General features: G+C 46.3%; 12 protein-coding genes. 10 read left to right on the forward strand and 2 right to left on the reverse strand.

Translation table 11 applies throughout. The features are described 5' to 3' along the window. Nucleotides 1–7 precede the first annotated feature (7 nt). On the reverse strand, nt 8–1,690 hold the full coding sequence (locus RRU94_RS12325) for an L-lactate permease (protein WP_315694592.1): 1,683 nt from the start codon (nt 1,688–1,690) through the stop codon (nt 8–10). 467 nt (nt 1,691–2,157) lie between these two features. Between RRU94_RS12325 and RRU94_RS12330 the strand changes: the two genes are divergently transcribed. The 8 genes from RRU94_RS12330 to RRU94_RS12365 all read left to right on the forward strand — a co-directional run bounded on the left by RRU94_RS12330 (nt 2,158) and on the right by RRU94_RS12365 (nt 9,552). Beyond that, on the forward strand, nt 2,158–2,874 hold the full coding sequence (locus RRU94_RS12330) for a FadR/GntR family transcriptional regulator (protein ID WP_315695940.1): 717 nt from the start codon (nt 2,158–2,160) through the stop codon (nt 2,872–2,874). 131 nt (nt 2,875–3,005) lie between these two features. Further along, nucleotides 3,006–3,722: a (Fe-S)-binding protein gene (locus tag RRU94_RS12335; protein WP_315694593.1), complete on the forward strand. Its 717-nt coding sequence runs from the start codon at nt 3,006–3,008 to the stop codon at nt 3,720–3,722. A gap of 13 nt (nt 3,723–3,735) precedes the next feature. Further along, a complete protein-coding gene (locus RRU94_RS12340) occupies nt 3,736–5,166 on the forward strand; it encodes a LutB/LldF family L-lactate oxidation iron-sulfur protein (RefSeq protein WP_315694594.1) in 1,431 nt (476 codons plus the stop codon). Further along, the gene (locus RRU94_RS12345; RefSeq protein WP_315694596.1) at nt 5,163–5,873 is read left to right on the forward strand and encodes a LutC/YkgG family protein; all 711 of its coding nucleotides are present in this window, start codon (nt 5,163–5,165) and stop codon (nt 5,871–5,873) included. The genes RRU94_RS12340 and RRU94_RS12345 overlap by 4 nt, the downstream gene beginning before the upstream one ends. Before the next feature lie 153 nt (nt 5,874–6,026). After that, nucleotides 6,027–6,944, forward strand: a complete 918-nt coding sequence (locus tag RRU94_RS12350; protein ID WP_315694598.1) for an aldose 1-epimerase — start codon at nt 6,027–6,029, stop codon at nt 6,942–6,944. 70 nt (nt 6,945–7,014) lie between these two features. Next, nucleotides 7,015–7,230: a hypothetical protein gene (locus RRU94_RS12355; protein WP_315694599.1), complete on the forward strand. Its 216-nt coding sequence runs from the start codon at nt 7,015–7,017 to the stop codon at nt 7,228–7,230. An 11-nt stretch (nt 7,231–7,241) separates the two neighbouring features. Then, nucleotides 7,242–8,453 (forward strand): MFS transporter, encoded by a 1,212-nt coding sequence (locus RRU94_RS12360; protein ID WP_315694600.1) that lies wholly within the window; start codon nt 7,242–7,244, stop codon nt 8,451–8,453. 34 nt (nt 8,454–8,487) lie between these two features. Continuing rightward, nucleotides 8,488–9,552, forward strand: coding sequence for a M20 family metallopeptidase (locus RRU94_RS12365; RefSeq protein WP_315694601.1), 1,065 nt, complete (start codon nt 8,488–8,490; stop codon nt 9,550–9,552). Between the two features lie 36 nt (nt 9,553–9,588). On the opposite strand, the gene cls is transcribed toward RRU94_RS12365, so the two are convergent. Beyond that, nucleotides 9,589–11,115: a cardiolipin synthase gene (gene cls, locus RRU94_RS12370; RefSeq protein WP_315694602.1), complete on the reverse strand. Its 1,527-nt coding sequence runs from the start codon at nt 11,113–11,115 to the stop codon at nt 9,589–9,591. A gap of 185 nt (nt 11,116–11,300) precedes the next feature. Between cls and RRU94_RS12375 the strand changes: the two genes are divergently transcribed. Together RRU94_RS12375 and RRU94_RS12380 are read left to right on the forward strand one after the other, a co-directional pair. Then, on the forward strand, nt 11,301–13,604 hold the full coding sequence (locus RRU94_RS12375) for a 3-hydroxyacyl-CoA dehydrogenase/enoyl-CoA hydratase family protein (RefSeq protein ID WP_315694603.1): 2,304 nt from the start codon (nt 11,301–11,303) through the stop codon (nt 13,602–13,604). Between the two features lie 13 nt (nt 13,605–13,617). Further along, nucleotides 13,618–14,796 carry an acetyl-CoA C-acetyltransferase gene (locus tag RRU94_RS12380; protein WP_315694604.1) on the forward strand — a complete coding sequence of 393 codons (1,179 nt, stop codon included), beginning with the start codon at nt 13,618–13,620 and terminating at the stop codon, nt 14,794–14,796. Nucleotides 14,797–14,805: the final 9 nt, after the last annotated feature.

A 14,805-nucleotide genomic window follows, 5' to 3' on the forward strand; every position in this document is an offset into this window, starting at 1 on the left:
AATGAAATTATGGAATCATCCACGATAATATGTTGGATTGCAAGTACGTTAGAATACAAATAATCAGAAGCAGGAATATACTATGTTTCACAGTAAAGCGAAATAAGTCAGCTTCCTTGCCTGCCAATCCTACAGCTGCACAAGCTACTGCGATAGATTGAGGAGAAATCATTTTTCCCGTTACACCGCCGGAAGAGTTCGCTGCCAGTGCTAGAAGCGGGTCCATTCCAATGGATGTTGCAGTGATTTTTTGTAAGTTGCCGAATAATAGGTTTGCTGATGTATCAGAACCTGTAATAAATACACCGAGCCATCCCAATACAGGGGAGAAGAAAGGGAATAATGCCCCTGTTTTAGCTAATAACATCCCAAGTGTTGTACTCATGCCAGAAGAGTTTGTCACGTAAGCGAAGCCTACTACTGCCATAATAGTCAGGATTGGAAATTTTAACTCATTGCAAGTTTCAGTGAATGATTTGACCCATTCTTTCCATGAAATTTTCACAATAAATTTCGTAACAATAGCTGATAAAAGAATAGCTGTACCTGCCGCACCCAATATTTCTAGTTTGTACACAGCAGGAATAGGTTCACTGTTTCCGTTTAAAATCAAGTTATTTAAGCCCGGAACTTCAGGAAGGAATGTTAGCGGATGGCCAATCGAATTAATGGTTTTCAAAACGCTGTTCGTTCCTTCGTAGTGACCGGTTAACGCACTTTTAACTTGTGGAATGCCCCAAACACAAATAAATGATGTTAAAATTAAAAAAGGAGACCAGGCTTTAAACACTTCACCCTTTGTATATTTTTTTGAAGCATGGGCATTTGTAGTGGAAGCCGCTACTTCAGCTTCAGATTGAAAACGAAAGACGTTCTTCGGCTTCCAAAATTTCAAGAAGATTGCTAAGGCGAATAACGAAACCAATGCAGATAAAATATCCGGAAGTTCAGGGCCTAAAAAATTTGAACTGATATATTGTGTGACGGCAAAGGATATACCTGAAACTAAAATAGCTGGCATCACTTCAAGAGATTTTTTAAATCCAACCATAATGACAACTAAATAAAACGGAATAAAAACGGATATAAGCGGAAGCTGGCGTCCGACCATTTTGGAGATTTCCATTGCTGGAACACCTGTTGGTCCTTCCATGGCTGTAATGGGAATACCAATAGCACCAAAAGCAACCGGTGCAGTATTTGCCAATAAGCAAATACCGGCTGCGTACAAAGGATTAAAGCCAAGTCCAACCAGCAGTGCAGCTGAAATCGCAACTGGCGCACCGAAACCTGCTGCTCCTTCAAGAAAAGCGCCAAATGAGAAAGCCACTAAAAGGGCTTGTAAACGGCGATCTTCCGTAATAGACAGTACAGAATTACGAATAATATCAAATTGACCGGTCTTTACGGTTAATTTGTACAGGAAAACGGAAGTAATAATGATCCAGCCGATTGGCAGTATGCCATAAACAGCTCCTTGGGTCGTGGACATTACCGCCGTACCGGCAGGCATTCCATAAATGAATATCGCTACAGCTAGTGCTACAAGCAGGGTTGTAATACCTGCTACATAGCCCTTCATGCGTTTAATAGCTAACGCCCAAAAGAAATACAAAATGGGAGTTAACGCTGCTAGAGAAGACCATAATAAACTTCCCCCAACTGGCGTAAAGTTTTGTGTCCATATCATATATAACACCTCATTTTCAAATTAAATGGTCATTAATCTAAAACACCTTTTCCGAGACAAAAAAACAGCCAGTTTGTGTGATAAAACAGGCATTAATCTCGTGAATCCAAGGCAAGGTCATGATCACGCAAACACACGGATGATTATGTACCGAGAAAAATTTAATTAAGGAAGTATAAGTAAGGTGAATTTTAGTATACAAAATGAACAAAGTAACCAGCATGATGGAAAGGTACCTTACAATCCACCAGCCATATGAACCCACGATTGACAAACTAAAACACAAAAAGTGCGAAAAAGCTAAAGATCATTTGTCGCCCCCTTCCTTAGTAAGCGATTTCAATTAATTTTATGGAAATGATTAGGTCATCTGATGACCTGTTTTGATTATAGTGGCAAAGTTTTCAAAAAATCAATAAAAATTTTTAAAGAGAACGTTTATAATGGGAGAAGAGGTGAAAGAAGCATTGAAATATAAACAAATTAAACCGAAAAAAATATATGAAGAAGTGGCAGATACGCTGCTTGAGTCGATTCGTTCAGGAGACTTAAAGCCAGGTGAAAAGCTTGATTCTGTCCAGCAGCTGGCCGAAAGCTTTCAAGTCGGCAGATCTGCTATTAGGGAAGCACTCACATCTCTTAGGGCGATGGGGCTCATTGAAATGCGGCAGGGAGAAGGCACATATGTGAATGCATTTGAACCGGGAGATATTGCTTTTCCTCTTCAAAGCGCCCTGCTGATGAATAAAGAAGATCTGCAGCAGTTAATGGAAGTGCGTAAGATTTTGGAAACAGGCATTGCCGCCTCTGCAGCAGCGCGGCGTACTCAGGCAGACATAGAAGGGATGCAGCGTGCTCTTTCTGATATGGTTACTCATTCTGGAGATGCTGAGCGAGGAGAGGAAGCAGACCTTGCTTTTCACTTAGCTGTTGCGAAAGCGGCCGGCAATGATCTTTTGTTAAGCTTAATGAATCATGTTTCGGACATGACAGCTGAATCGATGCGGGAAACGCGCCGTATTTGTTTATATGAAGCGAGTGCTACTGTTGAACAGCTGAATCAGCAGCATGAAGCGATTTTAAAGGCGATTCAGTCCAAAAAAACAGAAGCGGCCAGGAAAGCCATGACAGTCCATCTTGATTATGTTGAATCTGTTCTACGCGAGCATCTGAACATCACATAGAGGAAAAGCCGCACTGTACCGGCTTTCTCTCTATCAGAAGAAAACCTTGGAAAATGAAAGCGTTTGTAGTATGATTATAAGTAATCTAATAAACAGGTCATCTGATGACCTTACTTTCGGGGTGAAGCAACGTGAAGGTTACACTTTTTATTACGTGCATCGTTGACATGTTCCAGGCCGATGTAGGCAAAGCAACGGTAGAAGTGCTGGAACGCCTTGGCTGCAACATTGAATTTCCGATGGGGCAGGTCTGCTGCGGACAGCCGGCTTACAACTCGGGATATGTTGAAGAATCAAAAGATGCCATGAAAAAAATGATTACGACATTTGAGAACGCGGAGGTCGTCGTAACTCCATCCGGATCCTGTGCCACGATGTTTAAAGAATACCAGCATATTTTTTATGATGATCCCATCTGGCGTCCGCGCGCGGAACGATTGGCCGCAAAAACCTATGAGCTGACCCAATTTATCGTCCATGTATTAGGAGTGGAAAACGTAGGTGCAAAGCTAAACGGTGTGGCGACCTATCACCCGTCCTGCCATATGACACGGCTTCTTGGTGTAAAAGATGCGCCAATGACTCTGCTTCAAAATGTGGAAGGGCTTCGCTTTGAACCACTGCCAAATGCGCATAACTGCTGCGGCTTTGGCGGCACGTTTTCCGTGAAGATGGGCAATATTTCAGAGCAGATGGTCGATGAAAAAGTCGACTCGGCCGAGCAGACAGGAGCCGACTTTTTAATTGGAGCCGACGGCGGCTGCCTGATGAATATCGGCGGACGTATAGAACGAAGAGGAAAACCAATCCGCGTGATGCATATCGCGGAAGTGTTAAACAGCCGGTGAGGGGGGAAACAGCATGGCAATGAAAATCGGAGAAGGCAAATTTAAAGAAAACGTCAACAAAAACATGGAAGATACCTTTATGCGAGGTGCGGTAGCGGGCGCACAGGAACGGCTCCGCACACGCCGGCTTGATGCGGCAGAAGAGCTTGGAAACTGGGAAGAATGGCGTTCACACGGAGAAGAAATCCGCAAGCATGTGTTAAATAATCTGGATTACTATCTGCACGAGCTGGCCGAGAACCTTCAAAAGCGCGGCGGGCATGTGTTTTTTGCCGAAACGGCAGACGAAGCGACTGGGTATATCCGTGAAGTCGTAAACGCGAATGGCGGCAAAAAAATTCTGAAGGCTAAATCAATGGTCACAGAGGAAATCAGTTTAAATCAAGTGCTGGAAGAGGAAGGCTGCAAAGTGATTGAGACAGATCTTGGCGAGTATATCCTGCAACTGGATGAACACGATCCGCCTTCTCACATCGTTGCGCCGGCACTCCATAAAAACAAAGAGCAGATTCGGGATGTGTTTTCTGACAAGCTAGATTATAAGATGACTTCCAAACCGGAAGAGCTGGCACTTCATGCGCGTGAAACATTACGCCAGGAATTTTTAACAGCCGATATCGGCATTACCGGCTGCAACTTCGCCATTGCGGAATCTGGATCTGTAGGTCTTGTGACGAACGAAGGAAACGCAGGGCTTGTGTCGGACCTGCCCAAAACGCAAATTGCTGTGATGGGCATGGAACGGATTGTACCAACATTTGAAGAATTTGAAGTGCTTGTGGGCCTCTTGACGCGCAGTGCGGTCGGACAGAAATTAACGAGCTATATCACAGCACTTACCGGTCCTCGCGAGAAAGGAGATGCGGATGGACCGGAAGAATTTCACCTTGTAATCGTGGATAACGGGCGTTCTAAGATTTTAGGCACGGAATTTCAGTCCGTTCTGCAGTGTATCCGCTGTGCGGCCTGCATTAACGTCTGTCCGGTATACCGCCATATTGGCGGCCACTCCTACAATTCAATTTATCCGGGGCCGATTGGAGCCGTTCTCACACCGCTTCTTGGCGGCTATGATGACTTTAAAGATCTTCCTTATGCTTCGACGCTTTGTGCGGCCTGCACGGACGCCTGCCCGGTGAAAATTCCGCTGCATGAACTGCTGCACAAGCATCGGCAGGTGATTGTAGAAAGAGAAGGACGCGCACCTATTTCTGAAAAGCTTGCGATGAAAGCGTTTGGGCTTGGAGCCGCTTCAAATCCTATGTATGCAGCAGGCTCGAAAATGGCCGCGGCGATGATGAAGCCGTTTACGAAAAATGACCGCATTTCAAGCGGGCCGGGACCATTAAAAGCATGGACAGAAATCCGGGAATTTCCGGCGCCAAATAAGGAGCGCTTCCGTGACTGGTTTAAACAGCATGAAAAAGGAGGCGGCGGACAATGATCCATCAGCGTGAAGCTTTTTTAAACAATGTGGCCAGGCAGCTTGGCCGCAGCCGTAATACAAGTGTGAAGCCGGAGCGAAACTGGCAGTTTCGTCCGCAGGATAAAACACTGACAGATAAAACGCCGGACGAATTATTGAATGTGCTGCGTGACCAGTGCCGGCTGATTCATACTGAATTGATTGAAACGACCAGCAGCAAGCTGGCGGAAGTATTGGAAGCGGCCGTTCATTTATACGGCGGCGGACCGATATCCCTTTGGAAGGACCCGCGCTTTACGGAGTTCGGCCTGGATGGGCTGCTGAAAGAAACATGGCCATTGCGTAATGTGGAAGTAAACGAATGGGATGCTGCCCGTGGCCGAGAAAATATCGTCCAGGCAGAGCGGGCGAACATTGGTATTACTTTCAGTGATATTACCCTTGCTGAATCCGGTACGGTCGTCCTGTTTTCCAGTGCTGGAAAAGGGCGCACGGTCAGCCTTCTTCCGCGCAACTATATTGCCCTCGTGCCGAAAAGTACGATTGTACCGCGTATGACGCAGGCAGCGCAGGAAATTTCCCGGCGTGTGCAGGCGGGTGAGACGATTCCGTCATGCATCAATTTTATTACCGGTCCAAGTAACTCTGCTGATATTGAAATGAACCTCGTTGTGGGTGTGCATGGTCCTGTTAAAGCCGCGTATATTGTGATTGAAGACCGGTAATGCTGAAGCTGCACAGCGGCTGATGGGCCGGACTGCCCGTTTCAACATTAGAATTTTGCGATTTCCTGTAGAGTACGTTTATAAAACTTATGAAATGGGCAAATCGTTAACAAAAGGTTCTGGCAGCGATGTCGCGCGCAAAGGAGAGTAACCATGATTAAACATGTACTTTTTGATGGAAAAGAAGCCATCCAAGCATCCAACGATTACCTTCAACTTCTCATGATCCCGTCATTTGGGAGCAATGTGATTTCATTAATCGATAAGAAAACGGGAAAAGAATTGCTCGTGAAGCCGGATTCGTTCGCGGCATTAACTGAAAACCCGATGCTCAATGGCATTCCGGTTTTGTTTCCGCCGAATCGAATTGAAAACGGTACGTTTATATTTAACGGCATCACGCACCATTTTCCAATCAATGAAATTGACAAGCATCACATTCATGGTTTTGTATACGACCAGCCTTGGCAGGTCACGAATGAAAAAGAAGAACAAGGTGTTGTGACTATCCAGACGATGATTCAGCTTGACCAGCCGGCGATCTATAAAGGGGCATCTATCCAGTTAACATACGAGCTTGACGGAGCTGTTTTACGCCAAACAGCGACCGTTAAAAACAATGGTGACGAACCATTCCCATGGGGAATCGGCTACCATACTTCTTTTTTATTTGATGAAAAGCATTCTTCTTTTTCCTTAACGAAAAAAAGCCAGTGGCTGCTGACGGATGAAGCGATTCCTACAGGAGAGCAGGTGCCGGGGGAGCCGATGAAAGAAATCAGTTTACAGGCCATGCCGCTTGATGACGCGTATGCAGCTTTTGACGAAGGAAACGAGGCCGTTATGCATAATAGGGAAACAGGCTGTACGGTTACATATCGAACGGACTCTTCTTTTAAACATTGGGTCATCTACAATGGAAATGGCAAGGAAGGATTTGTCTGCCCAGAGCCTTATACATGTATCACCAATGCGTTTAATATGAACCTTTCACCTGAAGAAACGGGATTGCGTATCCTGATGCCGGGTGAAGAAGATACAGTAAGAACAGAAATTGAAGTCATCTCCTAATGTAATCCGCAGTGATGTCACTGCGGGTTTTTTGGTATAATGAGGAAAAGTGTTGAAAGAAGAGGGAAATATGAAAAAATCACTCATCGAAACGCTTTTAACGGAAACGACGCCGGATGACTACCTGAGAAGAGAAGCGGATGAGCTGCAGGGTCGGAAGGAAAAAAGAGTTTCCGAACCTCTCAAATCAGCTTCAAAAGGGACCTTGCCGGAACTAACCTTTCTCGCCATGATGGCCGGCTTTGCAGGCATTATGATCGGCGCCGCGTACCTGCTGATTTTTTAAGGAGATAAAAAATGAAACGAAATTATTCTTTTATGCTGGCGACTGTGTTCGTCGGCTTTCTTATTTTTGGTTTTTCAGAAAATGTAAAAGGGCCGGCCATGCCGCGTATCCAGACAGATTTCGATCTGGATGCTTTTCAAGTCGGTACACTGTTAGCTTTTAATTCCATTGCCTATTTGCTGGCCTGCACGTTTACCGCGCAGCTAACGAGAAAATGGGGCATCAAGACCATGAGTGCTTTGTCGTTTGGCTCCATGGCCCTTTCCGGTGTATTTATTTATTTGTCTTCCACCTACACAAGCCTGGCAGGAGCTTATTTTTTTATGTACGTTGGAAACGGTATGCTGGAAATTGTCCTGGCTATTTTAAGTGCGCGCTTGTTTGTAAAAAATACAGGGATGATGATGAACTTAGCTCATTTTTTCTATGGGCTTAGTTCGATTGTTGCCCCTATGCTTGCTTCAGGTTTAATGAAGCTGACCATTGGCGGAGCGGAGCTGGATTGGCGCGGAATGTATCTTGCGGTCATGCTGCTTTCCCTTATTCCGATGATTCCAGCTCTGGCAAGCCGGTTTCCGCAGGAAGATGTACAGCCTGAACATCGGATTCCAGTTCGGATGCTTGCACGTGACCCGGTTCTGTGGCTTATTGTGCTGATTCTTTCATTTGGAGTGGTAGCTGAAATGTCTGTCGGCGGCTGGCTCGTCAACTTTTTGGAAAAGGCATACGATTGGACAAATGCGGATGCATCCCAGATGCTGGCGATTTTCTTTTTATTCTTTACTTTTTCCCGTTTGTTTCTTGGACCGATTACGGACCGAATCGGTTTTACTGTATCGCTTATCTTATTCGGCGCCCTTTCAGCCGCTTTTACTTTCATTGGCATTGCAGCAGGTGAGCCCGGTGCCTTATTACTAGCAGCAGCCGGCATCGGCATTGCGCCTGTTTATCCGACCGTCATGGCGATGATCGCCCGCCGTTATCGGGAAAATAGTGATACAGCCATTACGTTTGTGGTTACGATTATGGGTATTTTCACTGTTTCCGGAAATGTCATTATTGGCGCTATTATTACTGCCGTAACAGAATATGCGGGCGCCGGTATGGGAGTTGTACGCGGTATGCAGGCCGGCTATTTGTTTATTGGTGCCTGTGCGCTCTTGAGTGCTCTATTCAGCTTCTTTTTGTATGTTTATTTACGACGCCAAAAGGAAGTTATATAGAAACAGATTTTTTGCAGTAAAGGAGAGGGAGCGGTTGAAAGAATCCATTATCTCATTAACAAGAAAGCTAATTGAGTTCCGCACCGTGGAGAAAGAACGGATTAACGAAGCAGCTGAGTATTGCGCCGAATGGCTGACTGCGAACGGCGTTCATGCCAGGGTGATTAATAATGAAGGCTTAAAAAGCGTCGTGTCTGTGATCGGTGAGAAAGGACCGACTGTTATTTTAAATGGCCATCTCGATGTGGTGCCAGCCGGTCCCGATCAATTTATTCCTTATGTGGCAGAAGGAAAGCTTTACGGGCGCGGCAGCTTTGATATGCTTGGCTCGGTTGCAGTCATGATGCATGTAATGGCAGAGCTTGTGCAGGAAGAGCTGCCATGCAAGGTCATGCTTGCGCTCGTGCCGGATGAGGAAAAAGGCGGGCAAAAAGGAACCAAATATTTAGTTGAACACGGCCTGCTTGGAGACGTTGTGATTTGCGGAGAAACGACAAACCTTGATATTGCTGTACAGGCAAAGGGGGTCCTTCAGGTGGAAATCCAAATTGAAGGGGTTTCCGCTCACGGCAGCCGGCCATGGCTTGGTGATAATGCAATTTTAAATGCGGTTGAAACGTACAAACGAATTGAAGAACTGCCGATCTTCAGCGTAAGTACGCCGTATTTTGAGCATCCATCGCTTAATCTTGCCCGGATTGAAGCCGGACAGGCGATCAACCAAGTACCGGACTGCTGTATTATGGATCTTGATATTCGGTACCTGCCCGGTCAGGACCCGGCAGTGCTGCTTAAAGAAATAAAAGGGGTCGTCAATGGCACGGTTCGCGTATTAAGCGAGGGAGAACCGGTACAGACGAATCCGAATCATCCATTAATTAAGCGTCTTCAGCAGGCAGCGGAGCATGTATCTGGACGGAATATTCAAATGTTTGGCCAGCATGGAGCGGCTGACACGCGTTTTTACGCTGCCCGAGACATTCCCGCAGTAGAGTTTGGGCCATGCGGTGCCAATCATCACGGTAAAAACGAATATGTCGATACTGACTCTCTAGTGACTTTTAAAGAAATCTTAACCGACTACATTTTCCGGTTTTAGTGAAAATTGGCTGCCTTTTATCCGGCAGCCGATTTTTTATAAAATGGGAGACAGCAGACGGGCCAGTGATTCTCCAATCCGCTTAAAGAAGGTCCGGTGCTCAAAGCGTTCGCGAGTAATGGGTACAGAATCAGCAAAGTCATGGAGAAAATCAATTTCAAGTTTTTCTACAGCCGGGGTCCGGTTATACATAAATGTCATAAGTTCATGATTTAATCGAAAGCTCCGAACGTCAAAATTTGCTGTTCCCACAATCGCATGCACATTGTCAATCAGCAGTACTTTTGCATGCGTAAACGAGTCATCCCGGTAAGCAAACACTTTTACGCCGGCGCTAAGCAAATCTTTAAAATAAGAATTTGTTCCATAAAATGAAATCGCCCTGTCACCTTTTCCCGGTACAATAACGCGCACGTCTTTTCCGCTTCTGGCTGCTACACGAATAGCTGCCAGCGCTTCATCATCCGGCACAAAGTATGGAGTAGTAAGCCAAATTGATTTTTCAGCGGATTGAATCATTTCCAGCATCGCATCCCGGACGTCACGTTCTTCATTATAGGGGCCGCCGTAAACGGTTTGCACCATTTGATCGGCTTCATCCACTTTTGCGGGAAAATACGCTTCAAATCGAAACGGTTCTTTCAATTCGTCAAGCAAGGATGATTTTGCTCCTGTTGCGTGGATCCAGTCTGTTATAAATGCTTCCTGAAGCTGGTGAACAGCCGGTCCATGAATACGGATATGGGTGTCCCGCCACTTTTTAAATTGAGGGGCGTTGCTGCAATATTCTTCACCGACATTCAGTCCGCCTGTGAAGCCGGTATGCCCATCCACAACGACCATTTTACGATGGTTGCGCAAGTTAGCAGTACGCGTGAGCCATGGGGATATAATCGAATCAAATGCATAAGCTTCAATACCTGCATCACGCATCGGCTTTAAAAAAGATTTTGGCAGGCTTGAACAGCCCAGACCGTCAAAAAGAAAACGGATGTGAACGTTCGCTTTTGCCCGTTCAATAAGCGCATCGCGAATTTGGATAGAAATATTATCGTCCCGGAAAATATAATATTGAATATGAATGTGGTGTTCCGCATGCCGAATCGCATCTAAAATTGCTGGAAACGTTTCATCTCCGTTTGTTAAAACATCTACTTTATTGCCAGACATCGCCTCGAAGCCAGTCATATTTCGAATATTTTTCGCCTCTGGAAGCTGGTCAGATATATCCCATTCTTTTCCTAGATGACGCATGGTGGTGATAAATTTAACGGTTTCCGAGACAACCTGCTTTGGCAGCAGCCGTCTTCTTGGATCCCGTCCAAATACGGCATACAAGACAGCGCCGGCAAGCGGAAATGCAAGGACAATTGCACTCCATGCTACCTTTGAGTTGGTCCCGCGTGAATCAAACAGAAGGAGATTTATGACAACTAAAACGGAAACCCCGACAGCTAAATACGTAAAGGCAACCGATAACTCATTGGAATAAAAACGAATTGAAAAATAAATTAACCCCATACAGATGACCAGTACAAACAGTTGTACAATCTTTTCTCTCATGACTGTCCCACCCTTTTACAATGCTTGTCCCTGACGGATTTATCCCGAAAAGAAAGCACTTTATCAATGTTTCCATTAGTTTACCCAAAAATTTCATTGATGCGACCGTTGAAATTTAAAAAAGGGTGCGTTATAGTTTAAATAAGATAAATGAATGAGTATTCATTCAAAAAGGGGGCTCATTTGTGATTCAGCTTATTCGTAAAGCGGCTGTGATCGGATCAGGAGTCATGGGTTCAGGTATTGCTGCCCACTTAGCCAATGCAGGCATTCCCGTTTTGCTTCTTGACCGGGTACTAGAAGGTGAAAAGAACCGCAGCTCTCTTTCCGAAAAAGCAATTCGGGAGCTGTCTGGACAAAAACCGGCTCCGCTTGCTTTAAAAGATTATGCTGCCTTGATTAAAGCAGGTAACCTTGAAGACGACGCAGACAAATTAGCGGATGCAGACTGGATCATTGAAGTGGTTGTTGAGCGGCTTGATGTAAAAAAAGATATTTTAGCGCTTGTAGATGTCCATCGCAAAACCGGAAGCATTGTTTCTTCCAATACATCCGGAATTTCGATTGAAGCGATGACTGAAGGACGCAGCGAGGATTTTAAAAAGCATTTTCTTGGTACACACTTTTTTAATCCGCCCAGGTATTTAAAGCTGCTTGAACTGATTCCCACACCTTGTACCAATCCGGATGTGACTGATTTTATGAAATCAGTTGGGGAGAACATCCTTGGCAAAGGAGTGGTGATTGCAAAAGATACACCTAACTTTATTGCCAACCGGATCGGCACGTACGGCTTATTAAAAACAATGCACGTCATGGAGGAAATGAATCTCTCATTCGGAGAAGCAGATTCGGTTACAGGACCGCTCATTGGAAGGCCGAAAAGCGCAACTTTTCGTACGCTTGATGTAGTGGGGATCGATACATTTATTCATGTAGCGGAAAATGTATATGAACAGGCGGATGGAGAGGAAAAAGTCGTATTTACAGTGCCAAAACTGCTTGTGCAAATGCAGAAAAATGGCTGGATTGGCGCAAAAGCAGGGCAGGGTTTTTTTAAGAAAGAAGGGCAAACGATTTTAGAGCTGAATGCTCAAACGATGGAATACGGTCCACGTAAGAAATTGAAAGCGGATTCAGTGGAACGTGCCAAGCAGCAAAAAGGATCGGCCAAATGGAAAACACTCCTGTACGCCAAAGACGAGGCGGGCACTTTTCTTTGGCGGGTACTTGCTCCGACGCTTCTTTACTCGGCAGCGCTTACCGGAAAAATCGCCGACGATATTGTTGCGATTGACCGGGCAATGAAGTGGGGGTTCGGCTGGAAGGAAGGCCCGTTTGAAATCTGGGACCAAATCGGCCGAAACGAATCCATTGCCAGAATGGAAGCAGAAGGGCTGAAGGTGCCGGCCTGGGTAAAAGAAATGAAAGATTCCTTTTATAAATATGATTGTTATTACGATCCGCTGACTAAATCCTATAAGCCTGTACCTCAGGACAAAAAAGTGATTTATTTGTCAAAAGGAACAGCTGTTATCAAGGAAAACAGTGGAGCACGGCTGCATGATATCGGCGACGGGGCAGCGCTGCTTGAATTTACTTCGCCGAACAACGCGATTGGTCTCGATATTATTCAAATGATCAATCTCTCGATAGAAGAAGTGGAAAAAAACTATCAGGCCCTCGTGATCGGCAACCAGGGCAAAAACTTTTGTGTTGGTGCAAATCTGGCGCTTATTTTAATGGCGGCGCAGGATGAGGACCTTTGGGAAATTGAAGCAACCGTTAAACAGTTTCAGCAGGCGATGATGAACATTAAATACAGTCCAAAGCCTGTTGTAGCCGCACCGTTTGGTATGACGCTCGGCGGCGGAGCGGAAGTGTGCCTGCCGGCCGCCCACATCCAGGCCGCCCATGAAACGTATATAGGTCTTGTTGAAGCTGGCGTTGGCTTGATTCCCGGAGGAGGAGGCAATAAAGAACTTTATATCCGCTGCTTGAACCAAATGCCCGGGGAAGATCTGCAGGCGGCTGCAAACAAAGCGTTCGAAACGATTGCCCTGGCACACGTATCTACTTCAGCAGCAGAAGCACGCAAACGCGGGTTTCTTTATCGATCGGACGGAATCAGTTTAAACGGCGACCATGTGCTTTATGAAGCAAAAAAAGCTGCACTTCACTTAGCAGATACAGGCTATAGAGCGCCGATTCGAAAAAAAATTCCGGTCACCGGAGAAACGGGTTATGCCACGATGCTGATGGGAGCCCGGTCCATGCACACAGCAGGTTTTATTTCCGACCATGATTTTGAAATTGCCCAAAAACTCGCTTGGGTCATTGCCGGAGGACGAGTGCCGTTTGGAACGGAAGTAGAGGAAGAGTATTTGCTGGAGCTTGAGCGAGCGGCGTTTTTACAGCTGGCCGCCTTGCCGAAAACACAGCAGCGCATGCAGCACATGCTCTTGAAAGGAAAGCCACTTCGCAACTAAAAGGGGGATTTCAGTGAAAGAAGCGGTGATTGTAGCAGGGGCGCGGACACCGGTCGGCCGGGCTAAAAAAGGAACACTCCGCCATACACGTCCAGACGATCTCGGTGCACTCGTTGTGCGGGAAACAGTAAAACGGGCAGGAGAATACAGCGGAGACATTGATGATTTGATTATCGGCTGCGCGATGCCTGAGGCCGAACAGGGGTTAAATGTAGCCCGGAATATTGGGGCGCTTGCCGGCCTGCCGCATGACGTTCCGGCTGTAACCATTAACAGGTACTGTTCATCCGGTCTTCAGTCCATTGCGTATGCGGCAGAGCGGATTATGCTCGGCTATGCCCGAACGATTATCGCCGGCGGAGTGGAATCAATGAGCCTTGTCCCGATGATGGGGCATGTAGCTCGTCTTAACGTAAAAATCGCCGAAGAAATGCCCCAGTACTATATGTCCATGGGCCATACTGCAGAAGAAGTCGCCAAAAAGTATGGCATTTCCCGTAAAGATCAGGATGCCTTTGCTGTTGAAAGTCATAAAAAAGCCGGCCGCGCCATTGCCGAAGGAAAATTTAACGACGAAATTGTACCGGTGGGCGTTACATTCAGGCACATAGGAGAGGGTTTGCGCGTACAGGAAGAGCAAGTCACTTTTTCAATGGATGAAGGTGTGCGCCGCGAAACATCTATGGAAGCACTCGCCAAGCTTCGTCCTGCTTTTTCTGCCGCTGGATCTGTTACAGCAGGGAACGCGTCCCAGACATCTGACGGAGCCGCGGCGGTCATGGTCATGGAGCGGGAGCAGGCGGATGCCCTTGGCTTAAAACCACTTGCCAGGTTTCGTTCCTTTGCGGTCGCAGGTGTACCGCCGGAAGTGATGGGCATCGGCCCAGTCGCCGCTATACCAAAAGCCTTGAAAATGGCAGGACTTCATCTTAAAGATATTGACTTGTTTGAATTAAACGAAGCCTTTGCTTCCCAAGCGCTTGGCGTCATACAGACGCTAGGCCTTGATATGGATAAAGTGAATGTAAACGGGGGTGCGATTGCCCTTGGCCATCCGCTTGGCTGTACAGGCACGAAGCTGACATTAACGCTTATCCATGAATTAGCACGGCGCGGCGGGCAGTTCGGCGTAGTCACAATGTGTATTGGCGGTGGCATGGGAGCCGCTGGTGTATTTGAACGGATTACGTAAAAGGGGGAA

The organism is Domibacillus sp. DTU_2020_1001157_1_SI_ALB_TIR_016 (assembly GCF_032341995.1).
Taxonomy (GTDB): Bacteria; Bacillota; Bacilli; order Bacillales; family Domibacillaceae; genus Domibacillus; species Domibacillus indicus_A.

Coding starts and splice junctions, on each gene's coding strand:
- RRU94_RS12355 (WP_315694599.1), top strand. CDS start 7,015: ATGAAAAAATCACTCATCGAAACGCTTTTAACGGAAACGACGCCGGAT.
- RRU94_RS12350 (WP_315694598.1), top strand. CDS start 6,027: ATGATTAAACATGTACTTTTTGATGGAAAAGAAGCCATCCAAGCATCC.
- RRU94_RS12325 (WP_315694592.1), bottom strand. CDS start 1,690: ATGATATGGACACAAAACTTTACGCCAGTTGGGGGAAGTTTATTATGG.
- RRU94_RS12345 (WP_315694596.1), top strand. CDS start 5,163: ATGATCCATCAGCGTGAAGCTTTTTTAAACAATGTGGCCAGGCAGCTT.
- RRU94_RS12360 (WP_315694600.1), top strand. CDS start 7,242: ATGAAACGAAATTATTCTTTTATGCTGGCGACTGTGTTCGTCGGCTTT.
- cls (WP_315694602.1), bottom strand. CDS start 11,115: ATGAGAGAAAAGATTGTACAACTGTTTGTACTGGTCATCTGTATGGGG.
- RRU94_RS12340 (WP_315694594.1), top strand. CDS start 3,736: ATGGCAATGAAAATCGGAGAAGGCAAATTTAAAGAAAACGTCAACAAA.